This is a genomic window from Adhaeribacter radiodurans (assembly GCF_014075995.1).
Taxonomy (GTDB): Bacteria; Bacteroidota; Bacteroidia; order Cytophagales; family Hymenobacteraceae; genus Adhaeribacter; species Adhaeribacter radiodurans.
In genome coordinates, this window is record NZ_CP055153.1 from 823,683 (window position 1) to 849,691 (window position 26,009).

General features: G+C 41.2%; 18 protein-coding genes. 5 read left to right on the top strand and 13 right to left on the bottom strand.

Annotation, left to right across the window (positions count from 1 at the left end):
• Positions 1-75 precede the first annotated feature (75 nt).
• Positions 76-912 (bottom strand): DUF481 domain-containing protein, encoded by an 837-nt coding sequence (locus HUW48_RS03880; RefSeq protein WP_182414422.1) that lies wholly within the window; start codon positions 910-912, stop codon positions 76-78.
• 129 nt (positions 913-1,041) lie between these two features.
• Entirely contained in the window at positions 1,042-2,418 is a 1,377-nt protein-coding gene (locus HUW48_RS03885) for an MBL fold metallo-hydrolase RNA specificity domain-containing protein (RefSeq protein WP_182414423.1), read from the bottom strand.
• 351 nt (positions 2,419-2,769) lie between these two features.
• Between HUW48_RS03885 and HUW48_RS03890 the strand changes: the two genes are divergently transcribed.
• Complete coding sequence (locus tag HUW48_RS03890; protein ID WP_246343687.1) at positions 2,770-3,384, top strand: c-type cytochrome; 615 nt, start codon at positions 2,770-2,772, stop codon at positions 3,382-3,384.
• Positions 3,385-3,768: 384 nt separating this feature from the next.
• The gene (locus HUW48_RS03895) at positions 3,769-4,446 is read left to right on the top strand and encodes a hypothetical protein (RefSeq protein WP_182414424.1); all 678 of its coding nucleotides are present in this window, start codon (positions 3,769-3,771) and stop codon (positions 4,444-4,446) included.
• 148 nt (positions 4,447-4,594) lie between these two features.
• Here HUW48_RS03895 and HUW48_RS03900 read toward each other — a convergent pair whose 3' ends face one another.
• The 3 genes from HUW48_RS03900 to HUW48_RS03910 form a co-directional block, all read right to left on the bottom strand.
• Positions 4,595-5,236, bottom strand: a complete 642-nt coding sequence (locus tag HUW48_RS03900) for an O-methyltransferase (protein WP_182414425.1) — start codon at positions 5,234-5,236, stop codon at positions 4,595-4,597.
• Between the two features lie 153 nt (positions 5,237-5,389).
• Entirely contained in the window at positions 5,390-6,625 is a 1,236-nt protein-coding gene (locus HUW48_RS03905) for a M16 family metallopeptidase (RefSeq protein ID WP_182414426.1), read from the bottom strand.
• Between the two features lie 59 nt (positions 6,626-6,684).
• Entirely contained in the window at positions 6,685-7,818 is a 1,134-nt protein-coding gene (locus HUW48_RS03910; protein ID WP_182414427.1) for a glycosyltransferase family 4 protein, read from the bottom strand.
• Positions 7,819-8,060: 242 nt separating this feature from the next.
• Between HUW48_RS03910 and HUW48_RS03915 the strand changes: the two genes are divergently transcribed.
• Together HUW48_RS03915 and HUW48_RS27425 are read left to right on the top strand one after the other, a co-directional pair.
• On the top strand, positions 8,061-9,350 hold the full coding sequence (locus tag HUW48_RS03915) for an aminopeptidase P family protein (RefSeq protein ID WP_182414428.1): 1,290 nt from the start codon (positions 8,061-8,063) through the stop codon (positions 9,348-9,350).
• Positions 9,351-10,063: 713 nt separating this feature from the next.
• On the top strand, positions 10,064-11,728 hold the full coding sequence (locus HUW48_RS27425) for an OmpA family protein (RefSeq protein ID WP_182414429.1): 1,665 nt from the start codon (positions 10,064-10,066) through the stop codon (positions 11,726-11,728).
• Between the two features lie 870 nt (positions 11,729-12,598).
• On the opposite strand, the gene HUW48_RS03925 is transcribed toward HUW48_RS27425, so the two are convergent.
• From HUW48_RS03925 to HUW48_RS03950, 6 genes are all read right to left on the bottom strand, one after another.
• A complete protein-coding gene (locus HUW48_RS03925) occupies positions 12,599-12,877 on the bottom strand; it encodes a DUF427 domain-containing protein (protein ID WP_182414430.1) in 279 nt (92 codons plus the stop codon).
• Between the two features lie 77 nt (positions 12,878-12,954).
• Positions 12,955-16,011: a T9SS type A sorting domain-containing protein gene (locus HUW48_RS03930; protein WP_182414431.1), complete on the bottom strand. Its 3,057-nt coding sequence runs from the start codon at positions 16,009-16,011 to the stop codon at positions 12,955-12,957.
• Positions 16,012-16,633: 622 nt separating this feature from the next.
• The gene (locus HUW48_RS03935; RefSeq protein ID WP_182414432.1) at positions 16,634-17,374 is read right to left on the bottom strand and encodes a thermonuclease family protein; all 741 of its coding nucleotides are present in this window, start codon (positions 17,372-17,374) and stop codon (positions 16,634-16,636) included.
• Between the two features lie 58 nt (positions 17,375-17,432).
• Positions 17,433-21,101 carry an SbcC/MukB-like Walker B domain-containing protein gene (locus HUW48_RS03940; protein WP_182414433.1) on the bottom strand — a complete coding sequence of 1,223 codons (3,669 nt, stop codon included), beginning with the start codon at positions 21,099-21,101 and terminating at the stop codon, positions 17,433-17,435.
• Between the two features lie 367 nt (positions 21,102-21,468).
• Complete coding sequence (locus HUW48_RS03945) at positions 21,469-22,071, bottom strand: hypothetical protein (protein ID WP_182414434.1); 603 nt, start codon at positions 22,069-22,071, stop codon at positions 21,469-21,471.
• Between the two features lie 47 nt (positions 22,072-22,118).
• Positions 22,119-22,895: a hypothetical protein gene (locus tag HUW48_RS03950; protein WP_182414435.1), complete on the bottom strand. Its 777-nt coding sequence runs from the start codon at positions 22,893-22,895 to the stop codon at positions 22,119-22,121.
• A gap of 275 nt (positions 22,896-23,170) precedes the next feature.
• Between HUW48_RS03950 and HUW48_RS27185 the strand changes: the two genes are divergently transcribed.
• Positions 23,171-23,302 (top strand): hypothetical protein, encoded by a 132-nt coding sequence (locus HUW48_RS27185; RefSeq protein WP_262891489.1) that lies wholly within the window; start codon positions 23,171-23,173, stop codon positions 23,300-23,302.
• A gap of 518 nt (positions 23,303-23,820) precedes the next feature.
• Here HUW48_RS27185 and HUW48_RS03955 read toward each other — a convergent pair.
• The gene (locus HUW48_RS03955) at positions 23,821-24,765 is read right to left on the bottom strand and encodes a DUF1835 domain-containing protein (protein WP_182414436.1); all 945 of its coding nucleotides are present in this window, start codon (positions 24,763-24,765) and stop codon (positions 23,821-23,823) included.
• A gap of 94 nt (positions 24,766-24,859) precedes the next feature.
• Positions 24,860-25,843, bottom strand: coding sequence for a glycerophosphodiester phosphodiesterase (locus HUW48_RS03960; protein WP_182414437.1), 984 nt, complete (start codon positions 25,841-25,843; stop codon positions 24,860-24,862).
• Positions 25,844-26,009: the final 166 nt, after the last annotated feature.

Here is a 26,009-nt window from a genome sequence, read left to right on the forward strand (position 1 = left end):
AAACATTTATTAATAAAGAACCTAAAATCTAAAATCTAAAATATTGATACTTATGTCTTTTTACTTATATAGAATTTAGAAGCGCATTTCTATACCATTAGCAATGGTGTAAACAAATTTTGTTACGGGTACAATGGGCTGATCTTCGTAGGTGCAGTTAAATCGGGTCTTTAAACTTAATACTTTGGTAACTTTTACTCCTATGCTAATATCGCCGCTTATCCGGTTCCGGAACCGATCAATAAGGCGGCTGTAGCCTACCTGGTAATAGGTTATGGCGTTAATCTCCAGGTTTTCGCGCGCTTTCAATTTTGCACTTACGTAGCTGGTAGATTTTAGTAAATTAGAAACTTGTAAGTGATTAAACTCTTCCGGATTTTCCCATGCTTCGTGCTCATGCATCAAACCGGTTCCTAAAAAAACATTTATGTTTTTGTCCTCGTCTGGTATTAACCGGTAACGCAAATAACCGCCTCCTAAGGTACGCCATTGTAACCCGCGCGCTTTATCGTTCTGAATTTGAGCGAATAATTCGTAAGATAGCCGACGAGCCCGAAACCAATTTACCCGAACATGAGAATAACCTTGCTGCGCTACGGTATTGCGTTGCTCTTCATCGTTATAATTTACTAGCAGGTAGTTCAGGTAATTTACCCAAAAATAAGTATGCAGCCGCGATTGGTACGTTACGTCGCCGTTTAAAGTAAGCTGCAGATAATTGTTCGGGCGGTTTTTGCCGGCATTTTGGTTGTAAATAGAAAAGTTGATACCGGCTTTACCCGAAAAATCATTCGTAGTATCAGCACCGGTACGGTCCTCTTCTATATTTACAATCTGGGCAGTAACCATTGAGGAGTGTAGCCCCAAATTAATAGTAAAAGCTATTAAATAAGGTAAGTAAAATAATCGCATGAAAACTTAATATTCCGGTTGTAAGCGGTGAAAGTTAAAGAATAGCTCTTAAATTTTAAAACCAACGCTACCTTGCCGTACGGGAATAAGTTATCTACTCAAAATTGGATGGTATCGCCTTAAAGCAAACTATATAACGTACGACAACCGGAAATCAGGAATTTCGATGTTGGAATAACCAAAGTCAGTTAAATCTGCTTTTAATCGTTCCATTACCGGTTTTTCGCCGTGTACCAGAAAAATTTTCTGAATTTTTTCTTTGTCCTGACAGAGTAAAAACTTAGCAATATCACCGTAATCAGCGTGGGCGCTGTATTCTTTCATCACAATCATCTCGGCTTTTACTTCTATTTCTTCGCCCATGATGTTTACGGTTTCTGCTCCTTTTAATAATTGGCCGCCTAAAGTACTGGGTTCGCAGTAGCCCGTAATGAGTACCGCACTGTTAGGGTCCGCTAAATTATTTTTTAAATGGTGCTGAATCCGACCGGCTTCCATCATACCCGACGAGGAAATAATAACGCAGGGCTCCATAAAGTTATTCAGTTCTTTAGAATCTCCGGCCTCGGTAATGTAATGTAGTTGCGGAAAACCAAATGGGTCGGAATCTATTTTAAGATATTCCTGCATGGTATGATTAAAGTACTCCGGATGGCTGCGTAAAATATCGGTAGCGTAAACAGACAGCGGACTATCCACAAATACTTTCACGTTTTCGGGCAGGCGGCCTTCTTCGGCGAGGTAATTAAGGGAGTAAATAAGTTCCTGGGTGCGGCCAATGCTAAACGCCGGAATAAGGAGTTTACCCTGACGTTCTGCGCAAACCGTTTGTACAATTTTCTCCAATCGTTCTTCGGTGTTCGCCAAGCTATCGTGTATTTTATCGCCGTACGTTGATTCACATAAAATAATTTCGGCAGCCGGAAAGGGCTGCGGTTCTTTTAAAATACGATTGGCAAAACGACCAATATCGCCGCTAAAACAAAGCGTACGCTCCCGGCCTTCGTCTTGCAGTTTTAAGTTAATGGCGGCACTGCCTAATACGTGCCCGGTATCGGTAAAAAGTAATTCTATATTTTCGTCAATTGGGTAAGGCTTATCGTACGGTACCGTTTCAAAAAGCTGTAAGGCATTTTCTACATCTTCTTCGGTGTACAATGGAGTATGAGTGGTTCCATTGTTACTATTACTTCCCTGAATGCGAGCGCTGTCGCGTAGCAGCAGTTCGCATAGTTCTAAAGTAGGAGGCGTACAGAAAATTGGTCCGGTAAAGCCCATTTTAACTAAGCGCGGTATTAAACCCGAGTGGTCAATGTGCGCGTGCGATAGAATTAAATAATTAATGTTTTCGGGTTCAAAATCAAACTCGCGGTTATAATCGTCGGTTTTGTCGCCTTTGCCTTGCAGTAAACCGCAGTCGAGCAAAATGCGCGTACCGTTTTCTAAAGTTACTAAATGTTTGCTGCCCGTAACGGTTTGCGCAGCGCCGTAAAAAGATATGGTCATTATTGTTTAAGTAGTTTGAGGTAATGGCGGTTTTACGGCTGGCAATAGGGCTAGTTGTTTGTTGAGGATATAAGACAGAGAATGAAGGGATTAATTTTTATACCGGGTAGAAACGGAACGCTGCTCAACAAATACCACGGAAATTGAATAAGTAAACTTGTAAATTCAACCGTTTATTAAATGAGAGCTGTTGGTTATAGTAACAGGAACCTATTCTGGTACGTACCTGTAAATAAATAAAGCTTTGCCGGAAAATTTGATTGGTAAAACCCGGAAAAAGTTAAATCTTGCCACTCGAATTAAATAGTATAGTTAAAAAATCAAGTTTATTTAAACGCCCTTATTTTTGCAATGATGAACAAACAATTTATTCTTTTAGCAGCATTTAGTTTTGCCTTCTTAACGGGATGTGGTAGCCAGACCAAGCAACCAGGAGAAGAGTTCTACGACTCAGATTATCGGGCTAAAGCGGATAGTGCTTACGAAGAAAATCAAAGAAACCAACCAGTAGCCCAGGCCCAGCCGGCTGTTAACACCGACACTAACTCTGAAAAGGTTGGGGCAAATGCCAGTACGCATTCTGCTGCCTCCGAAGCACCCTCTGCGCAAGCTGATAAATCGCAGGCCAGTTCTCCGGGTAAAGTTGCGGGAACCACCCCAACTGAAACTGCTGCCCCAGCTCAAACCAAACCTGCTGCAACTGCTGGTAATTTTGAAAAAGGCAAAGCCTTGTTAGCTAAATCCGACTGTTTGGCTTGCCACAAAATTGATCAAAAAATAGTAGGGCCAGCCTACCAGGAGGTTGCGAAAAAATACGAAGCCAACGATAAAAATATAACTTACCTGGCTAATAAAATTATTAAAGGCGGTGCCGGAGTTTGGGGCGATGTACCTATGAGTCCGCATCCAACATTGTCGCAGAGCGATGCCAAATCTATGGCTCAATACATTCTTTCTCTGCGATAAGCTATTGCTTATCCATTATTATTTAAATGAGCCGTTCCCCAATCGAATTTACGATGGGGGAACGGCTTTTATTTTTAAAATTTTTCCGAAATGTTTAAGAAGGTAGAAATTGAAATGCGTTACTAATTAGGTGAAGCGCCATATATCCGTAATTTGGGAAGGTAAATGGAAAGTAGAAAGGGCAGAATCTAAATTAGTAACCAGTTTAGCAGTTGATAAATTACATGCTGTGGGTCAGATAAAAAATAACAGTCAGGTACTCTGGTAGTAAGGCTATCCGGAAGTAGAATTTAAGAGGGTTTAAGTAAATTTCCCTTTTCAGGATAGTTAAAAATTATTACTTTTATTAATTCAGGTAAAATTGTTGAACTTTATTTTTGTTTTATGAAGGTAATCGCTCTTTTTATCGCAACTGTTTTTATGTTGGTTGCGGGGGCACAAGCCCAACAACCGGCACCCGTTAAACCAACCTATAATGCTTTACAAAACCAGTTTAATGCTTTAAAAAGCCGATCTACTTCTTATAAAGAGTATAATCAAGATTTTAAGGTAGTACAGGTAAAACGCCTTGATACTTTTTGGAAAAATGTGCAGGATAGCCTGAGAGCCCGGGAGTCCACTGTTCGGAAAGCAGGTAAAGCTACTGAACTAGCGCTAAAGAAAGCACAACAAGACTTAGCGCAGCAAAAAGCCGAACTGCAAAGTTTAAAGCAGGCCAACATTCGTAAAGAACAGCAAATTCAGCAGAATGCGCACGATGTAGCCAGCCTTTCGGTATTTGGTTTAGACATGAATAAACAAGTGTATGTAATACTTAGTTGGATTGTTATTCTAGGATTGTTAATGGCAACATTGGTATTTTCTTATTTATACAAAAAGAGCAAAGTTACAACCGACGAAAAGATTAAAGCTTTTGAAGAAGTGAGTCAAGAGTTTACGGTACATAAGCAAAGCGCCCGCGAAAGAGAGCTAAAAATTAAGCGCGACCTTCAAACGGAATCCAATCGGGTAGCCGAACTGAACCAGGAAATTACTCTTTTAAAAAAACAAGTTTCGATGTAGAGTTTTAGTAAATAGAAAAATAAAAAAGGAGACTCATTTCAGCGAGTCTCCTTTTTTATTGCCTAAAAAGTAAATGAGTATGGAAATCTATATTGTAAATGCGTTACAATCTGAATTTTCCTATGGATCCACTTTTATTAAATTCTTTTTAAATTTTTCGGGCTATCAGCAAACCGTCCCGGATAGGGAGTAAAATATTTTCTACGCGCGGGTCTTCGTGTACTTTGCGGTTAAATGCCAGTACGGCTTGGGTATCTTTATCGGTGTTTAAAGTACTGTTTGCCACTTTTCCGCTCCAAAGCACATTATCTGTTATTATAAATCCACCCGCACGAACTTTATCTATCACCAGATCAAAATAATTAACATTATTTACTTTATCGGCATCAATAAATACCAGATCAAAAGTATAGGGCAGAGTTGGAATAATAGTAAGCGCCTGACCAAGGTAATATTTTATTTTATCGGTTAAACCAGCTTCGGCAAAATACCGGCGCACCATTTCTTCTAGTTCAGCATTTACATCAATGGTATGCAGGGTGCCTGCTTCGGCTAAACCTTCGGCCAGGCAAATAGCGGAATAACCAGTATAGGTACCAATTTCCAAGATATGTTGCGGGCGTAGCATTTGCGAAATCATAGCCAACAAACGCCCCTGTAAATGCCCCGACAACATGCGCGGCTTCATTACATTTACGTGCGTGTCGCGGTTTAATTTCTTCAACACTTCTGACTCCGGAGAAGTATGATTCTCCACGTATTGCTGCAGTTCTAATGGTAAAAAGTCCATTGTAATGAGTGTTTAGTATCAGGTATCAAGTAGCAGGTATTCAGCAAGTTTTTTAATCTAAGAGAAGTAGTAAGTATCAGATATCTGGTATTAAGATAATTATTAAAATAGTAACTTTAATAATTCCCGATACTTGATACTTACTACCTAGTACTACTTTACCGGCACATAATTCAGGATACTCAGGTTTTCCTCACGTAAAATTTCGTTCGCAATATCGGTTAAGTCGGTAGCTTTAATCCGCCGAATTTGGTCGAAAATTTCATTCAGGCTATCCACTCTATTCTGATCCAGGATGCTTTTTCCCATCATCATCATTAAGCCCAAATTGCTTTCTTCGGCCATGGCTAACTGCCCCATTAATTGTTCTTTGGTGGTATGCAGTTGTACGGTACCTAAAGGTTTTTCGCGAAGTTTTTTGAGTTCCTTCAACACCAGGGCCGTGGTGCGCTTCAGTTGCTTTTTCTCGGTACCAAAGTAAATACCAAATAGCCCCGTATCAATATAGGTGGCATAGTTCGCATCAATGGTATACACCAAGCCGTGTTTTTCGCGCACCGCCAGATTTAACCGGGAGTTCATACCCGGGCCGCCCAGCAGGTTGGAGAGCATAAAGAACGAAATCCGACGGTCATCGTGGAGCGAATAAGCCGGACAGCCAATTACACAATGCGCCTGGCTAATAGGTTTTTCGAGGTTAATAATAGCAGGTTGGTACGTGGTAAATGGTTGACGAACGCGTTGCTTTTCGATGCGCGGAATTTCAGATAAAAACTTTTCGGCCAACTTTAGCACTTTCTCGAAAGGCCAATTGCTCACTGAACAAAAAACCAGGGAATCAGTACTTAAATTTTGATCGATAAAAGCTTGAAAATCGGCTTTGGTAAAGCTGGAAACACTTTCTTTGGTGCCTAAAATATTGTTGCCCAAAGAATGATTGGCGAATATGACATTGTCGAACTCATCCATTATCGCATCTTCGGGCGTATCCAGGTACATGGCCATTTCTTCCAGAATTACCCCACGTTCTTTTTCAATTTCCTTTTTCGGAAAAATTGAATGGAAAGTAATATCTGTTAATAAATCAAAGGCTTTTTCGAAGTGGCTTTCCAGTAAGGAGGCATAAAAGCATAGCTTTTCTTTGGTAGTATAGGCATTTAACTCGCCGCCTACGGTTTCGAGCCGGTTTAAAATATGAAACGACTTGCGTTTAACGGTACCTTTAAAGGCCATATGTTCCCAGAAGTGGGCCAAGCCCTGCTGATCCGGGTTTTCGTCGCGGCTACCAATATCCAGAATAAAGCCGCAATGCGCAATTTTGGTATGCGTTACTTGCTTATGTAGTATCCGGATTCCATTAGGTAAGGTATAAAGATGATAATCAGGCATTCAGTATGTTTGTTTCGGACCGCAAAGGTACGAAAAATGCACTAGAATAAAGCAGGGTTTTACTTGCCAATTAGGTTTTCGTACAGCCTGTGCATTTGCGGAATGGTGTGCTCCGCCCGGAATTGTTGCGCGTGTTCGTGCCCTGTTTTTATAAGTTGCTGGCGGAGTGTTTGGTCTGAACAAATAAGAGTTAAATGCTCGGCTAATTGAGTTACATCATCGGGAGCGGCGTACAGGGCGGCTTCGCCACCCGCTTCGGTAAAACAAGAACCAGTAGAAGTAACCACTGGTACTCCGCTGTTTAAGGCCTCCAGAATAGGTATGCCAAAACCTTCGAACAAAGACGGATACACAAATACTTGCGCCAATTGGTAAATAGCGGGCAGTTCCTGAAAAGGAATATAAGGTAAAAAATGTACTTTAGCGGTAAGTTTATTTTCGCGAATGTAAGTATCCAGGTGCGCGGCGTAAGGTAATCTTTTGCCGATTAAAACTAAGTCGTGCGTATCGGTTAAACCTGATTTTTGCCAGGCCTTAAACAAGTGTAAATGGTTTTTACGGCGTTCCAGCGTACCTACGCACAACAGGTATTTATCGGGTAAGTAGTACTTTTGCTTAACTGCCCGTAAAGTTTCGGCAGGAATAGCCTGGTGAAAAATTGGGTTGCAGTCCTGGTAAATTACTTCGGTTTTTTCGGCGGGTATATTGTAGAATTGTATTAAATCTTGTTGAGTTTGTTGACTAACCGCAATAATTTTATCGGCGGTTTGGCAGGCTGCTTTAAACTTAGCGCGGTAAATAAGCCGGTCATGCGGTTTATACAACTCCGGGAAACGCAGGAAAATTAAATCGTGAATAGTTACTACTTTACGAACTTTGCTTTTATTCAAAAAAAAAGGTAGCTCGTTACTTAACCCGTGGAAAATATCCAGCTTTAAATTTTTAATCGAATTATTAATTCCGGCTAACCGCCACGCATCGGGTAGTACCCGGTAAAGCCCCGGAGGTTTTACTAAATGCAGGTGCGGAGAGGCCGGTACAAAATTTCTGAATACATTATTCTGACGCGTGGTAAACAGGTAATATTGATTTTGAGGAAATTGCGTTTGTAACGCCGAAATAACAAAACGGCTGTAGTTTCCTAAACCGGTAGTATTTGTATAGGCTCTTTTGGCATCAAATCCTATTCGCATTTACTTTTGTTTTAAATGGCAAAGGTAGTAAACGCATTGGTAAATTAAATTACAAAAATTAAGTAACGAGTAACCTGGGAGTTGCTGGTAAATAAGATGAATGTTTTAAGTAGAAAATCAAAAATAAATTTTTACTCGATTCTTTATTCTTTAAAACCTATATTTCCTTTTTACTAAAAAAGATATATTTACTCCTAAGTAAAGCGAAAAAAGTAATTTTCTGCCTGGTTTAAACTCAATTTATGAAATACGAACCTATCAATCCTGACCTTTTTATTCTTAACCGAGCAAATTTTGCCAAACATCTGAAAAAGTGTTCGCTGGCAGTTTTTCACTCGAACGATGTAATGCCCACAAACGCCGATGGCACCATGGCCTTTCGGCAGAATAATGACTTATTTTATTTAAGCGGCGTAGACCAGGAAGAAAGTATTTTACTGCTATTTCCGGATACGCGCGATGTACGCCACCGTGAGGTACTTTTTATACGTGAAACGAATGATTTAATTTTAACCTGGGAAGGTTATAAACTTACTAAAGAACAAGCCCAAGCGGTTTCGGGGATTAAAACTATTTACTGGTTATCGGAATTTAAGCAAGTATTAAATGCTTTGATGGCCGAAGCCGAAAATGTTTACCTGAACACCAACGAGCATACCCGGGCAACAGTAGAAGTAGAGACCCGCGATGCCCGTTTCATAAAATGGTGTAAAGATACCTACCCTTTGCATCAATACCACCGGAGTGCCCCCATTATGCACAGCCTGCGGGCCATTAAATCAGAAATAGAAATTGAGTTAATTAAAAACGCTTGCAAGATTACAGAGCATGCGTTTTTGCGCTTACTCAAATTTATCAAGCCCGGCGTTATGGAATACGAAATTGAAGCCGAAATTGCGCATGAGTTTTTGCGTAACCGTTCCCGCGGACCGGCTTACAGTTCTATCATTGCCTCGGGGGGTAATGCCTGTATTCTGCACTACGTAGATAATAACCAGGAATGTAAAGACGGGGACGTAATTTTAATGGATTTCGGGGCTGAATTTGCTAATTATACTGCTGATTTAACCCGTTCGGTGCCGGTGAATGGTACCTTTACCAAGCGGCAGGGCGAGGTGTACCAAGGTGTTTTAAACGTAATGGAAGCGGCCAAGAGAATGCTCGTGCCCGGTAATACCCTGGATCAATATCACTCGTTTGTGGGTACGGTAATGGAAAACGAACTGGTTAAATTGGGTTTACTCGCCGAAGAGGAGGTTCGCCATCAAAACCCGCAACAACCGTTGTATAAAAAGTATTTTATGCACGGTACTTCGCATTTTCTGGGGTTAGATGTACACGATGTCGGGAATAAATACCGCCCCTTTGAGCCGGGTATGGTTTTTACTTGTGAGCCTGGTATTTACATTCGCGAAGAAAACCTAGGCATTCGTCTCGAAAATGATATTTTAATTACCCGTAACGGTCCTGTAGATTTAATGGCCGATATTCCCCTGCAATCCCAGGATATTGAAGATTATATGAAAAACTAAAAGTTAATCAAGCGATATTTTTACTTTATGAAGCGACTTTTCTTACTTAAGAAAGTCGCTTTTTTGTTTAAAGTAGATTCCGGATAAAGTCTTATTAACACTTACCTAATACAATTTGCTTATAACGCAACAACTTAATGTTAGTAATTTTTCAGTAAAAAACAGCCTTATTCCAGAAACCATCGTAAAAACAACTTAAATAGTTAAAATTTTTTTGGCTGTTAAATTAATTGCATTTGCTAGCAATAGAATATCACCAATTTTTTAGGCTTGTTTTCTGTTTTTCAATGTATTAGGAAGTAAGTTTATCTCATCCTGACAAGATAATTAAGCCATTTTAACGAAGCATTTTTAGGCTTAAATAAGAACGCTGAAATGGTTTAGAAGTAAAATTAACTTTTGCGTATAAAAATTACTTTTAGTTTTGCAGCCGCAAGCTGAATAGTTTTTCTAAAAAATGATACTTGAAAATAGTTGGCCTAATAGGAAAACTTTTTAGACTCAAATAAGGTAATGATAGCAATTGCCTAAATTAATAGAAAGCATATATTTAGTAAATAAATACGCTTAATTACTGATTTTCAATACAATACAAACGTTGAATGGGAAGCTGAAAATTAAAAAATACGGAAAAAAGCACAAAACAGGCAACATTTTTTCACTAAACAGGTATATATTCAAAATCTAATATTACACTACACTAAAATAATACTATGAAACGAATTTTTAAACGAGCAGCAGTAGTAGCATTAGGTCTTTGCGGGCTGATAGCTACTACTACAAATGCACAAACTGCAGACAAAAAGTGGGCTATTGGGGCTCATGCCAACGTGGTTCAGTACCGCGGCGATAATGGCTCTGAATTTTATGACAGCCAGGAAGGTAGAGTAGGTTACGGTTTAACGTTTTCTCGTTACCTAAACCGCGCTTTAGACTTTACTGTTCAAGCGAACCGCTCTCGTATTGATTACAATAACAACGTGAACGGTGGTGGACCTTACGTAGCAGGCGGACCTTTGAATTATTACTTCGATGGTCATATGACAACTGTTGTGGGTGCCTTTAAATTAAAATTAGGATCTCTGATTAAAGAAGGTGCTCGTTTTGACCCTTATTTATTAGCCGGTTACGGTGGTGCATTTGCTAAAACCGAAGGTCGGGGTGGTTATGGTATGTGGCCAAGCAGCAGCGGCACTTACATTAACGATGGTTCTTACGCGAACGACTTAGTAATGGGTGCTGTAGGTGTTAATATTCGTTTTGGCGAAACAGTAGCCTTAACTTTACAAACTGGTCAGCAATATTTATTCACGGATCAATTAGATGGTTGGAGAGGACCAGATGCTGATTTACATGACAGATTTTTACAACACACTGCTGGTTTAACCTTTAATTTAGGTAAAGCCAAAGACACCGATATGGACGGTGTGCCTGACAGAAAAGATAAATGCCCAGATACACCAACTGGGGTAAAAGTTGACGAAAATGGTTGCCCAGTTGATACTGATAAAGACGGTGTAGCTGATTACCAGGATAACTGCCCAGATGTAGCCGGTGTTGCCGCTCTGAATGGTTGCCCAGATAGAGATAATGATGGTGTAGCCGATGCGCAAGACCAGTGCCCAGATCAACCTGGTACTCCTGCGCTTAATGGTTGCCCAGATGCTGATAGTGATGGTGTAGCAGATAACGCAGACCAGTGTCCAAATACTCCAGCCGGAACTCAGGTAGATGCTAAAGGTTGCCCACTTGATTCAGATGGTGACGGTGTAAATGATGCCGATGATAAATGCCCAACTGTAGCTGGTACAGCTGAAAATGGTGGTTGCCCACGTAAAGTTTTACCAAGAGGTAAAAACAGAGGTTCTGTAAAAGATACCACTTACATCCGCTTCGAAACTAACAAAGCTGTTCTGAAAAGAATATCTTTCAGAACTCTGGACGATATCGTTCGGTTCATGAAGATTAACCCAGAATTTACTATCAAAATTGAAGGACACGCCGATGCCCGTGGTACCGATGAGTATAACATGGCTTTATCTCAACGTCGTGCAGATGCCGTATCTCGTTACTTAACTGCTAAAGGTCGTATAGCGAAAGCTCGTGTAACTACTGAAGCATTAGGTGAATCTCGGCCAATGGCTACCAACGATACTCCAGATGGTATGGCTCAAAACCGCCGCGCTGAAATTCAATTGGTAGTAACCGACGACTTGATGGTTGATGATCCAGCTTCTATGCCAAGTGGCACCACACCAGATGGAACTACTCCGGGCGGAACTACGCCAGGTAGTACAACACCAGGCGGTACTACCACACCAGGTGGAACTACTACCCCTGGAGGTACTACTACACCGGGTACAACTCCAGGTCAATAGTAAAATTATCTGAATACTAGGATTTAATAATAAAAAGAGGGCGGAACACTTGTTCTGCCCTCTTTTTTGTTTGTATCAGTTTAAACTATCCTGAAAAAATAAATTATTATTCTGAAAACAATAAAATTCACTTTATTAAATATTGCCCAGTAGTACTTGCTTGGTTTGATAGGTAATCAAAAGAAATTAGGACGCTTACTTGCACGAAGCTTTATCTGAAATGCGGTTTAGCGATTGGGTATAAGTTACAATAGGCGAGTCGTTCATCCGGAAACTAGTTAGCTACGTAGCTAACTAGTTTCCGGATGAACGACTCGATCAATAAGATTTCTCCACTATATCCTAATTCTGACTTTTACTAATACCCAATTGCATTAAGTAATTAGTAAATTCTACCTGGTATAAGAAGCTGTGTAGTATTTGAAATAAGGTCAAGATACGTCTACGTCGCCCTTGGTGGTGTCTTCACCACCCTTACCAGATACCTCCCCAAATACTTCTGGTAAAAACTATAAAGGTGCTATAATGAAATAAATTTAAAAAGGCTAAATAGCTTTTAAGATAGGAATGAGGGAATAATTTACTTTTTCACTTGTGGCGATAAATAAAATAAAGAGATAAGAGTATTAAGGAGGAAGTTTGCAAAACCGAATTTTCCCCTGAATTGTAGTTTGCTTTATTAAACCTAAAAATTCCCAGTGTGGCAGCCAATAGCTTACCTCTTTCAGGCAGGAGGGTTGCTGAGATTTAGAAAATAACACTGCCCAGATAAAACTTTGAAGTTGATTCTAATCTTAAATACTACTACAAACAAAAAACTCACTTACGCATAGTTACTCTTGGTTTACTAAGCTTAAGCTTTACCGGATTTTACCTTACTTGTACGCCTTTCCAGAAAGCAATGTAGTTTTTAATATTTTGAGCGGCTGGTTTCGGCGAAGGATAGTACCAGGCTGCATCTGCATTGCGTTGTCCGTCTACTTCTAAGGTATAGTAAGAGGCTTGGCCTTTCCAGGGGCAGAAAGTATGCGTGTCCGAAGAAACTAAATATTCCGCTTTCACCGATTCACGCGGGAAATAATGATTATTTTCAACGATAATAGTATCGTTGCTTTCGGCTATTACCTGATTATTCCAGAATGCTTTCATGATTAACTTTTGATTAAGCTACAATAGAAAAAATAAAAAAGAATTTACAATAGCCTCGCTTACATTATTACTCTTTATTAGCGGGTTAAAATAACTTTTTGCTGCTGCGGCTGGCGGGCATTTAATTGAATGAAATAAACGCCGGGTGCTACGGTTGAATGAGGCTGCCATTCGCGGGTATACAGTTGATTGGCTTTTATCTGCCCCTGGAACAAAGTACCGATAGCTTGCCCCTTATTATCGTATACTTTTAAGCTAACTTCCTGTGATTCAGGTAAAGTAAAGGAAATAACAATCTTTTCCGCAAACGGGTTAGGATACGCCTTTAACTTTAATTGGTCAGATGCTGTTTCTGTAACAGAAGTAGCTATTCGGGACGCAATTGTGGCTTGTGCTTCTAAAGTACGTCTACGAGCGGGCAATTCGCCGCTGTATGAAAGGCTTACCAACCAATAATCGGTTCCGCCTTGACTAGGCTGGCTTTTATCGCCGCTAATCCCCGAATCGGAACGGCCGGCTATCAAATAGCCGCCTGCCGGAGTAGTTAAAATAGTTCGTAAATCTTCGGCCGCGCTGCCGCCATAGCGTTTATCCCACAATTTAGTACCACTGTTGGAAGTTTTTACTATCCAATAATCACTGCTTCCCTGGCTATTCTGGCTTTTGTCGCCACTAATTCCCGACAAAGATCGGCCTCCTAATAAAAAACCGCCATCCGAAGTAGAGATAATAGCTCGTAGTTCATCGTCGCTGCTGCCGCCAAAGCGCTTATCCCACAACTTAACACCATTAGCCGTAATTTTAAGCATCCAGAAGTCTTTGCCTCCCCGGTTGCTTTCACTTTTATCGCCGCTTATGCCAGAACTACTAAAGCCTGCCAGGTAAAAATCGCCCGCTACTGTTCGGCCAGCCCCAAATAATTGGTCGTCGCCGCTACCCCCAAAGCGTTTATCCCACAGCTTTTGCCCTTTGTTATCAATCCGAACGACCCAATAATCATTATTTCCCCGGCTGGCCTGGGTTTTATCGCCGCTCACTACAGAGTTAGAAGTACCAGCCAGTAAAAAGCCGCCATCTGCCGTTTGGACGAAACTTTCTAAATTATCGTTTAAGTTGCCGCCGTAACGTTTATCCCAAATTTTAGTACCACCAGCGCTAATTTTTACTATCCAATAATCCCGGCCTCCCTGGCTGGCCTGGCTTTTATCGCCCCCTACCGGCGAATCGCTAAAACCAGCTAACAAGTATTCGCCCGTAGAAAGTTGTATTACTTTTCGTAAATCGTCGGTGCCGGTACCACCAAAACGGCGCTCCCATTGTTTAGTGCCGGTATTACTAATTTTAACAATCCAGTAATCCTGGCCGCCTCTACTATTCTGCCCTTTATCGCCGCCGCTGTTAGATAAGGAAGAACCGCCTAATAAATAACCACCATCCAGGGTAGTAATAACCTGGTTGAGATAATCATGATTAGTGCCGCCATAGCGTTTATCCCAAATTTTACGGCCGCTTGCATCAGACTTTACAACCCAGAAATCATTTCCGCCCCAACCATTTTGGGTTTTGTCGCCACTATTCGGGGAAAGGGAATGCCCGCCGAGTAAGTAACCACCATCCGTGGTGTTAACGCCACTCGTAAGGCCATCCGCCTCAGAACCCCCGAAGGCATTGCCCCAGGTGAGCGTTGCCTGTTGTACTTCTTCTTTTACTTTTATTATCCAGAAATCGGTAAATCCTTTGCTGTCTTCACTTTTATCAGAACCAGCATTAGAGTCGGAAGTGCCTCCTATTAAGTAGCCGCCATCTGTAGTAGTAGTAATGGCGCTCAGAAAATCACCGTAACTGGTACCAAAAACGCCACCATCGCCCGTAGTTCCACCAAAGGTTTTATCCCATATTTTACCCCCGTTTTCCCCAATCTTAACCAACCAATAATCATCATCACCCCGATTAGCTTCGGTTTTATCTAATCCAATTCCTGAAGCAGAAGAGCCACCTAATACATACGCACCATTAGCTGAAATAAGAGTAGTTAAGTTATCCGTGCTACGACCGCCGAACGTTTTATCCCAAACTTTTCCACCACTCGCGTTAATTTTTACTATCCAATAATCAGTAAAGCCTTTATTGCCGGCGGTTTTATCAGCGGTTATGTCCGAATCGGAAGTGCCTCCTAACAGATAGCTGCCATCACTAGTATTTACTAAACTTTGCAGAACATCTGTGTTATACCCGCCAAAGGTTTTATCCCATAATTTTGTGCCTTTGCCATCGGTCTTTACTACCCAGTAATCGTCGTTTGAAAAAGAGCCCCGGAAAGTCTGGCTTTTTTCGCCGCTTACTATCGAAGAAGAAGCCCCCCCCAGCAAATAGCCGCCATCGGTAGTAGCCAGTATAGACGTAAAATTATCTCTGCCATTGCCGCCAATCGTTTTATCCCACACCTTAGCGCCCAGGCTATTTATTTTAACCAGCCAGAAATCAGAAATATCTAAGTAGTTTTCGGAGTTGTCGCGACTTGGTTCGCTTTTATCACCGCTCTTGCCCGAACGAGAATAGCCGCCTAATATATAACCACCGTCGGAGGTAGGAACAATGGCCTTTAATACATCTTCGTCAAGGCCGCCAAATGTCTTATCCCAAACCTTATTACCTTTTTCGTCAATTTTTACAATCCAGTAATCCGAGCCACCTTGGCTATCCTGGCTTTTATCGGCACCCGCATAAGAGTAGGAGAATCCTCCTAACAAATAACCACCACCCGGAGCGGCCACTATTGTTTCCAAGCCGTCGTTGCTGTAGCCGCCGTACGACTTATCCCAGATTTTAGTGCCGTTCTCGCTAATTTTAATCAACCAGAAATCATTACCTCCTTTTCTTTCAGCAGTTTTATCTTGATAAATATCCGAGTCAGAATTGCCTGCGAGCAAATAACCGCCATCTTGGGTGCGCACCATTGTTTCAAAGGAAGATGTTCCCCAATAATCTTCGTAATAATTTTTAAATCCTCCGAAGGTTTTATCCCACTGTTTCGTTTGAGCTAATATTTGGGGAGGGTAAAAGCTACTTCCTGAAAAAATAATAAACCATAACAACAAATACCAAGGATTGGAGCGCGGAAAAGTTAAATTCATAAATGAGGCACGTAATTTTATAGCATTTATTTAAATCAAGATAAATATCTAGCTATAAGCTCGATAAAAGGAAAGTACAGGTTTTAAAAACGAAGCTTATTTCTAACCTAGCTTATACGCGTACCTGCAAGTTGTGGCGGTCGGGGAATAAATTAATTATAGGATAATTTAATTATTACCAGAAATTAATATTTATTTAGCGATAAAATTACAAAAAAGGTTCCGTATCCAGTATAAGGAAAGTTAAGTTTATTAAAAGGAGGGAACTTTTATTAAAAAAGTAATTAGCAAAGAATTTCTTTCGCACCTTCTTAAAAGCCGACCTTGTAAGTTTTAAGTAAACCAAAAAGGCAAATCCTTAAGAATAGTAAAAATAATTAAAAGCAGGAGAGAAGAATTTAGGAAAGATGAACCAGCAGGCAAAGCTATAATTAATAATATAGCGCGGAGAATTTACTTTTTTGCTAGTGTGTGAATAATTATATTTCGATATTTTAATAAGCTTGTTATTTCTTGGTTTTAGTAAAGTAGTAACTAAAGAAATCAGTAGAAATTTAAACGCATCAATTCCTACTGAAGCTTACCATAAAACACGCCAGGAGCAAAAATGTATCTGTTTAATTTAAGCAGGCTTGGCACAAATCTTACAAGCTGTACGTTGCCGGTTCATAACAGCTGTACCACGGGTAACGGTTTCAATGCCGGCTTTGCAGCGCTTTAGTACACTGCACGTTTTGCTTAGGTGGTAAGTAGTAGCGCCTTCGCTGGCACAGATATATACCTTGCGGGCAGCATCTGAAGGACGAGGGATGTTTTGCGCAACTGTTTTATCGGAGTTGTTTGAAGTCCGACGACTTTTACGGAATTCCCAGGGCGCAACAGGGTTGCGTTTCTCCCATAAGCCCCGGTGGTTCTGCCGTGCTTCTATTTCTAATTGGGCCAAGGTTTTGTCGCGGGAATAAGCTTTATAATGCCAGGCGTACCCATTTCGCACCAGCTCATTGTTTAAGGTGCGGCCATCCGGTAAAATAATAGTACCCACTGTTCGGCCATAACGGTCGTTGCCATCCACTACTAAGTTTACCATTTTACCGAAGCACAAATCAGAAGTAAACTGCCGGGCTATGGTACCATAATCCTGATTCTTTTCGGGAGCATCTACCCCGAGTAACCGCACGCGTACAGGCTTTCCATCTTTTAAAAGCTCAATAGTATCGCCGTCTTTTATGGCAATTACCTTGTAGCCAGTAGCAGAACTGGTACTTTTTTCAGCAACTGTTTCGGTTTGGTGTTGCCGGCAAGACCAAAGTAAACACCAAAACAGCAAATAAATTATAGTTGGATGAAAGGAACGTGGGCGCATACGTTTAAAAGAGTTTAGAAAGTAAAAAATACTATAAAATTCAGTACTATGCTATAATTTACGCGTAAGCTTCGGTTTCGTAACCTACTATTTTTATAAAGCTTTGGCCACTTGCTTGCTTGTTTACTTGTATTTGGGTACTGATTCGTTCTTTTAAAGCTTCTACGTGCGATATAACCCCGATTAATTTGCCTCCGGCCTGTAAGTTTTCGAGGGCACTTATGGCAATATCCAAAGTGTCAGTATCCAGGGTGCCAAAACCTTCGTCGATAAACAATGAATTAATTTGCGCTTTACGGCCCGCCAAATCCGATAACCCCAAGGCTAATGCTAAACTTACCAGAAAACTTTCGCCGCCCGATAAAGTATTCATAGAGCGCACGGCATCGGCCTGGTACGTATCAATAATTTGTAATTCTAAATCCTGAGTAGGAGTTTTAAAAATACGGTACCGTTCGTTTAATTTTACTAAATGTCGGTTAGCAAGTTCGGTTAAATGGGCTAAGGTAAGTCCCTGGGCAAATTTACTAAACTTTTTACCATCGGCGGAGCCAATAAGAGATGCCATTTTATCCCAGCGTAAAAATTCTTTTTGCTGAATATCTACTTGTGCTGCCGTTTCGTGGTACTTGGCTTTTACCTCAGCATCTTGTTCCAATTGCCTTTGCAGCGATCCTATTTGCTGGTGTAAACGGGCTATGCTGGTATTCAGGTTTTCTATTTCCGTTTGTAAATCTATCAGAGAGCTATTAGTAAGTTGCCGGGTCTGTTCCTGATTCAATTCCTGTTCGGTATCGGCGTACAATTTTTGGTTTTCAGCTAAAGCGCGTTCGGCTTGTTTTTGCAACAGCTCAATCCGGTGCGCTTCGTCGTCGGTTAAAAATAATTGCACCAGTGTTTCTACCGAATCAATATTATGCGCTTGTACCGAGTGGTGCAGCTCGGTAGTTAAGGTAGTTACTTGTGCTTGCACCCGCGTTAACTCGGTTTGCCATTGTTGTTGCCGACTTTGTGCCAGCCGCATTTGCTCTTGCTTTTGCAGGAAAGAATTGTGTAAGTTTTCTAATAACTGAGTTTGCTGGTGTAAAGTAGTTTTTAAACGTTCGCGTTCGGTTTGAGGCATTTTAGTGCCAAATAATTGCTGTCGGGTATGAAGGAGTTGTTGTAAATGTGCCTGATCTTTTTGAAGCTGTATTTTATTTTGTTGAAGCAGATTGCCCTTTTCGGTAATATTTTCTTGCAGGTTAGCTTGCTCGGTTTCCGTTTGTTTTAGAGTTAAATTTAGTTTTTGTACTTGTTCGGTTTGCCCCGCGAACGCTTTGGCGAGTTGTTGTAATTTCGCTTCTATCTCCTGACTTTTATCCAGCGTAAACGTGATATTAAAACGCAGCAAAAACGACTGAATTTGTTCGGAAACAACGAGTTGTTGTTCTTTTAAATCCGTAAGGTCCGTTTGAAGGTATTGCATTTGCCGAACGGCCTGTTCTTCTTTTTCCTGGGCCCGGATAATTTCGTGTTCCCGCCGTAATGTTATTTCTTTTTGTTCCTGCTGTATTTTCTCCAGACGGCGGTATTCTTCTTCGTTTTGCCGGAGTTTGGTAAGCAGTTCTTTTTTCTCCTGGTAAAGGCTTTGGTAACGAAGCAATAAATCCAGAATGGCAACTTCAGAGTAAATCACCAATTCATCGGGTATCTGTTCCTGATTTACTTTGAATTTACTAACTATCTGAGTCTGCTCGGTTTGCAGGTCTATTACTTGTTTTTGCTCGTTTACTAGCAAAGCTTGTAAAGAGCTTAAGTGTAAAGCCAGTATTGTTTGCTGATCAATTAATTCTGCTACTACTTGTTGTTGCGTATGGCATTTTTGCTCGGCTTCGGTAACGTTGCTGTGGTATTGGTTTAGTACGAAGGGATGATGCTCAGAGCCGCAAAGCGGGCAAGGCTGATGCGGTTGTAGTAATTCCCGGTCGGCTTCGTACTTCTGAATCTGGCGTTGTAAATCTACAATTTGCTGCAAATGTTGCAACGTTTCGGTGGCGTGCTGTTTTTTAGTAATTAACTCATTAGTCGCCTGATTTGCTTGCTGCTGTTCCGTTTTATTTACCTGAATACTTTGCTTTAAGATTTCCAGTTTGTTGGTAATTTGCTGGTATTGCTGCGCCAATTGGCTTTGTTGTTCCAGTAAACGAATTCGGGCGGGTAACTCGTTGCAAGTATTTTCTAATTCAGCAAAAGACTTACCGGCTAGCAGATTCTGGCTGGTTTGTTGCAAAAGCGTTATTTGCGCTGAAATAGTTAATGCGTTATTTTGGTCTTGTTCTAGTTGCTGTTTTTGGTGCTGAATTATTTGGCTGGCCGATTTTTGCGCAGCTTCTTGTTCGGTATACTCCTGTAAAGCTTCTTTTAACTTCCGGTGAATATCGCGCAAGTCTTTTACTCCTTGCTGGTACGTAATAATTTCCCTGTCCAGGAATTGGGCTGGTTGATTTTGCTGAAGCCAATTTTGAGTTTGCTCTAATTGAAGCTGAATTTGCTGCAGGGTGGTTTGCTTAGCTATTAAAAGTTGTTTTAGCTTTTCCAGTTCTTCCCCGGCTTGAATATAATTTTGCCGGTTTTTTAAAAAGTGTTCTTTGTCCCGGGCAATAATAGAATCCTGGCGGGTAACTTCGTGAAAAATGGGCTCCGCCGCTTCGAGTTCTTGCTGCGCTTGTAAAACCTGCTGTCTGGACAAGGCTAAACGTTGCTCTGCTTCCTGGGTTTGTTGCTCGTAATTGGGCAGTAAACGCGCAATGTGCAATAAATTCTGGTCTAACTGTTGTGCCTGATTTTGCGACGACCTTATTTCGACTAAAGCTGGTTTAAATTGTAAGGCGCGTTGGTGCTGCTGTAACTTTATAAATTCTGATTGCTGTGCTTCGAAACGGGCGGTTAATACTTGCAATTCGGCGGCTAAGCCGGTTTTTTTCTGTTGCAATTGCTCCAGGCGCATTAACCAGTTTGCCTGTTGTTCCCGGTCTTGTTTAATTTTTTGCTGCCCCTGAATTTGGCTTTGCAAATCGGCAACTTGCGCCTGAAAAGTGGCTACTTGTTCTTCTGTTAGTAATTCAGAATTATCGAGTTTTGCCCGTAAAAACTCCAGCGTTTTCTTTTCTTTATCTGCCTGGCGGTAAGCCCATACCGAGATGCGGGAGTAAATGCCCGTATCCGTAATTTTTTCGAGTAAATCGCTGCGCTCGCTTTCGCTGGCTTTTAAAAAACGCGTAAAATCGCCTTGCGAAAGTATTACCGACCGTAAGAACTGGCTGTAATCCAAACCACTTATTTCGGCTACTTTAACCGGAACTTCGCTAGGTTTTAAATCCATTAATTTTTGGTCCGGAAGGGTAAGCAATTCCATGTGGATAGGCTGCAGTTTCCCGTCGGTTTTTTTGCGGCTCCGATAGATCGACCATTTAGACCGGTACTTTTTATCTTTTACCTCAAATTCTACTTCCGAAAAAGATTCACCTGTGTGGCGGGTCATTATTTCAAATGCATCGCGATCGTGCCGGTGGACTCGCCCGAAAAGCCCAACAGTAATAGCATCTAATAAAGTAGTTTTGCCGGCGCCGGTTGGTCCGGTAATAGCAAACAAGCCCGCATCGGCCAAAGGGCTTTGATCAAATCTAATTTCGTGTAATCCTTTGAGGGAGTTAAGGTTGAGGAATCGTACGCCCAGTATCTTCATAAATATACGTGCAGCTACCGGCTTTCCGGCTACTCTGGTTTCTTAAAGATAAAAACGAAAAAGGGAATTCAAAAGAGATTCCTTCAGACAGAGGTTAACTAAGTATTACTTAAAGACAAAGTGTTCCCTAAATGAAAATATCAAGAAGCTAAAAAATAGCTTTAAGGCAATAAATAGTAAAGGTCAAAAATTTAACAATAGAAAAATTAAATATAATACTGAAGTAATAAAAAGAAGGAGCCAACAGCTTTTGTGCAAAAAACTTAAACTTTCTTCGGCATTCTTTTTAAGTGGACTAAAAAAATGGGGAAGCCAAGATGTTTTAGCTTCCCCAAATAAAATGAGCAGTAATAATAAAAGCTATTAATTATTGAGCCATGCTAGCAATTTTCTCCAGTGGAATTGTGTTGGCTAAGCGGAGTACATCCGCTTCTTGCGCCTCAGTCATTTTAAAAGTAACCAAGGTGTTTTGCATGGGAACCTGCAGGTCGTAGTCCAGCTTTTTAGTTTCAGAATTCTCTGTTCTAGAGAGAACGGCTTTGTAGCCTTGCACTTTTACTACTTTTTGGTTGCCATCGCCACCCCGGCCTACAAATGGCAAAGCAAGTAACGCATTTAACGAAGTAATTAACGGGGAATTATTAATAATATCGATAGTAGCGGTTTTAGCTCCGGTACCGTAGGTAAGCTGTACATAAAGGCCCAAGCCGCTGTTGGTGCCTGTGCCGGTAGTATTATCCGCTTTTACATTGGCAGCTAGGGCATCCATTTTAGGAGGCAATAGCTTTAAAATATCTTTACCAATGGCCGCATCCAGGGTATGCAGCATTTGCTCCATAGCAAAACGTGAATTGCTTAAGTTACCGGCCGCATAGGCCGTGCGGGCATCGGCTAAATTTTTATTAAAATCCTGGCCAAAAGCCACGAAGGTAAAGCCACTTAAAAATAATAAGCTAAATATTTTTTTCATGATAGTAAAATCAATTAGAAAGGTTAAAACAAAAGAATGTAGGATGGCTATTTTTCACCTAACATTTTTTTAATACCGGCAATGTCTACCGCGTTAGCAGCCGTCATTAATTCGGGTTCGTCTTTAAAGTTAACGCCTTCGTAAACTAATACCGACGATTGACCCACTGGCACCGTAAGTTTATATCCCGAATTTTCGTCGTACTCAATTACGGCCCGGTTTCCTTTTACTTTTGTTTGTTTCCAGTCTTGTTTACCACCTGTGGTTTGGCTATAACCGCCGTTGCTTAAATACAAGTTTACCGCAGAAAGTAAGGCAGCATTATTAACTACCGTAACCGTTAATTCTTTCTCGTTGCTATCGGTATACTGGCGTTGAATAGTAAGCCCTGCCCAGCCCCAACCCGTGCTGGTAACCTGATCTGATTCCGCATTTTTCTTCAGGCCTGAAATAGCTTCTGGTAAGGATTTTAATATTTTTTGTCCGATTTCCATTTCAACGCCTAACATGGCTTGTTGCAGGGCCGCGCGGCTTTGGCCGTATTGACCAGCCTTATATTTACTTTCGGCATTGGTAAGGTTTTCTTTTACATCGGGGGGAGTAGTAACCAAACCCGCTCCACCCTTATTACGAGCCCGGCTGCCCGAAGAAGTAGAAGGAGTAGGGGCAGGAGAGGTATTTTTGTCGGTGCCTAGTGCTTTGTTAACGGATTGCTCCGCCGCATTTTCCAATTTTTGACGTACTTTATTCAGCAACTGGGCATTTGCATGGTGTTGCATAAAGCAAAGACCAGAAACAATGCAGGTTAAGTAAAGGATTTTCATAATAGCGAAAGGGTATTTAAGGATGATTAATATGAATAAACTATACAAAATAATAAAATTTATGTGAATAGGTATAATTTAGGCGATGAATTATTTTGTTTTCTTAATTTTAGTAAGATGAATGCGGAGTTTAGCTTACTAATTGGAAGGAAGTAATATTGAAGCGTATTAAAAAGCTACTATAGATTTTGCTTGCTAGTAAGCGTTTTCTTTGGAGCCGGTTCCCGTCTCCATTTTACTGTGCTAACTTATTTGACAAGTAACCAGCTTGCCTCGTGGCCGGCGGGCCTCGTTTGGCTCTCTCGGGCGGTTTAGCGAACCTTGGCTCACTGCGTTGCGCCATGCTGCTTTGCAGCACCGGAACGCTAAAAGGCCCGAGAGAGCCAAACTGGTGTCTTTGCTGGTAGCTACTGCTTTTCTTCCCCATCTTGAATAATTAAGAAGGAAAATGATTTTAATGGGCGGCTACTTATGACAAGAATTACCGGAATCCAGCTTCCTGTTCTGCTTCCCCTCTCAGTAGATTCTAATGAATTCTGCTTCATACCTTTTAATACTACTAAAAAAGTAAAAACAGTAGCTAAGAATAAAGACACCAGTTTGGCTGTGGAGCACCTGCTAGGCTTCTGGTGCGAAGCATTCCGCAGACGGAGTCGAGGAAAGGAAGGCTAGCGAGGGCGGAAGAGCCAAACGAGGCCCGCCGGCCACGAGGCAAAACTTGAAATATCAAACAAGTTAGCACCGCCGTCTGGAGACGGGAACCGGCTCCAAAGAACAACATCAAAGTTCGCTATAGCAACTACTTCTTACTATTGCGTATAATATCTAGAAAGTTTACTAAACCACACCAGAAAACTTTTGATTGAAAATTAAGGTAAATTCGCTTAGGTAAATAGGGGAAGTGACAAAAGCTAAAGGCTACTTACTATATTTTTATAATTTGCTCTTTCGCTCGATCCCAACGCCAATATGGCGCGCCGGGTTGTAAATGGACGCCACCTAACCAGCGATTCACTGGGTGAAGTTGTACGTAGTCGCATTCTAACCGTAAAGTTTTGCGTCCTAGGCCGGTAACGGAAATAGTATCCTGCATTCTAATTAAATTTGCTTGTTCCAATTCTTGCAGGTAATTTATAATTTGAGCATCGCCGAGGCCAAATAAACTGGTACGTTGCCAAAATTTCTGGAACAATTCGATAGTTGTGGGTTGGAGTTCGGCGATAATTTCCAGTAATAACTGCTCTATGGCGTTTAAACCATTTTGTACCGACGGAAAACGTGTGAGATGGGCGCGTAGGGCAATTGGCAGTAAAGGTAAATTGGTAAAATCTTCTTCCTCTAAAAAATGAATTAAAGCTTCGGGGGTGGGTGCCGCGTAAGCTTTCCAACCACGATCTCCCAAAGTTAAATCTGCGGGAGTAAGTATTTTCCGTTGCGGAAACAAAGCTGCTAATTGTTCCGGAGATAGTTCGCCCAAACCTTTAAAGTCCGGCTTTTCGGGATGGGTACCGATGCAAACCAGGCTTAAAGTTGTATTTGTTACATTTTGTTGTGCAAACCAGTGCAGGAGGTACAATAAATTTACCTGGCAAAGTAAGTCGTGCTCAAACCACAGTACTACTTCGTCGTGCTGGTTGTAGGTGGCGAGGCGTTTTACCTCCGTAGTTACTTTTAATACATAAACTGTAGGCGCTTCCTGATAGGTCTGGGAAATATAATGCTGCCGGGCTTGCCAGAAATCTACAACTGATCCTTGGTCTACAATAGGGCCTTCAAATAAAATCTCACGCCAGATAAGGTAATCATCAGCGGGGATGTTTGCTTTTTTAAATGAGTTGGCCGTTCCGTCGCCGTTCAGGATGTGCAGCATAAATAAGTTTGGTTTGAAAATAACTTATGGGTAAACTACCTCTGCTCCATAATCTTTACGCCCGAAATAAAATTAAGTAATAAAGATTAAAAATTTACTGTACTACCAAGGTCGCTACAGCATTGCTCATAATGCCGTCTACTCCCCGGTCAACAAGCCTATTAATTTCCGCGGGATCATCGGCTGTCCAGGCGAAGGTTTTGAAACCTGCATTATGCACCAGTTTTACAAAGCCGCGGGTGGCAAAATAATGGTGTACGTTTATGGCCGATGCCCGATAATATTTGTCAAAAGTGCCGAATTGGAAACTTACATCAAAATAAACGGGTAGCATGGGTAATTTACCCACTATTAATTTATGCGTAGGCACATTGTATTCGTTTTGCCAGATTTGTTGAAGTATCTCATCGTGAAAGGATTGTAGCACGCACCAATTACGGGCATTATATTTTTGAAGTAAGGCAATGGTTTCGTCAGCCATGCCCGGGTAAAAATCATGGCCTTTTTTTAATTCAATTAATAGTTTTTTGCGGCCTTTTACCAGTTTTAAAACTTCTTCCAGGGTGGGCACTTTTTCGTACTTAAATTCTGGTTTAAACCAACTACCGGCATCTAAAGTTTTTATTTGTGCCAGTGCCCTGGCTGCTATTTCGCCTTCGCCGTTGGTAGTGCGGTCCAGGGTAGCATCATGCATTACTATTAACTGCGAATCGAGCGTCTGGTGAATATCAATTTCAATATAATCGGCAGGGGAATCTAACGCTTTTTGAATGGCTGCCAAGGTATTTTCCGGTGCCACTTCCGAAGCTCCCCGGTGGGCGGCTAGCATTACTTTGCGGTTTTGGCTAATTAACTTAATCTTTTCCGGAGTACCGGAAGAACAGCCCGTAAATAAAAAATTTACTAAAAGTAATCCGCTCCAAAGAAAAGTAAAAGAATTTTTAATCAACTGCTTCAGGAAAAGCGACTTCAACGTATTTGACCGGTTAACATTTAAAAATACACCATTTAGTCGGGCGCTTGCCTGGTCAGGCAAAATCCTTGTTTTACATAAGTTCAGGAAACAAGAGAGCTTCATGGCAGCGGTAGGAGTTCATCCATTTAAGGACTTAAATTAGCTGCTTTCTGTTGCTACGCAAGTACTCTGTTTTATTTATTTCGCAGCTTTTTCTTTTCGGGTGAAATAAAAAGAGCCTTCATCGGGGGAGGCTCTTTTACAGCTTTTTAAATTAATTCTATTGCGG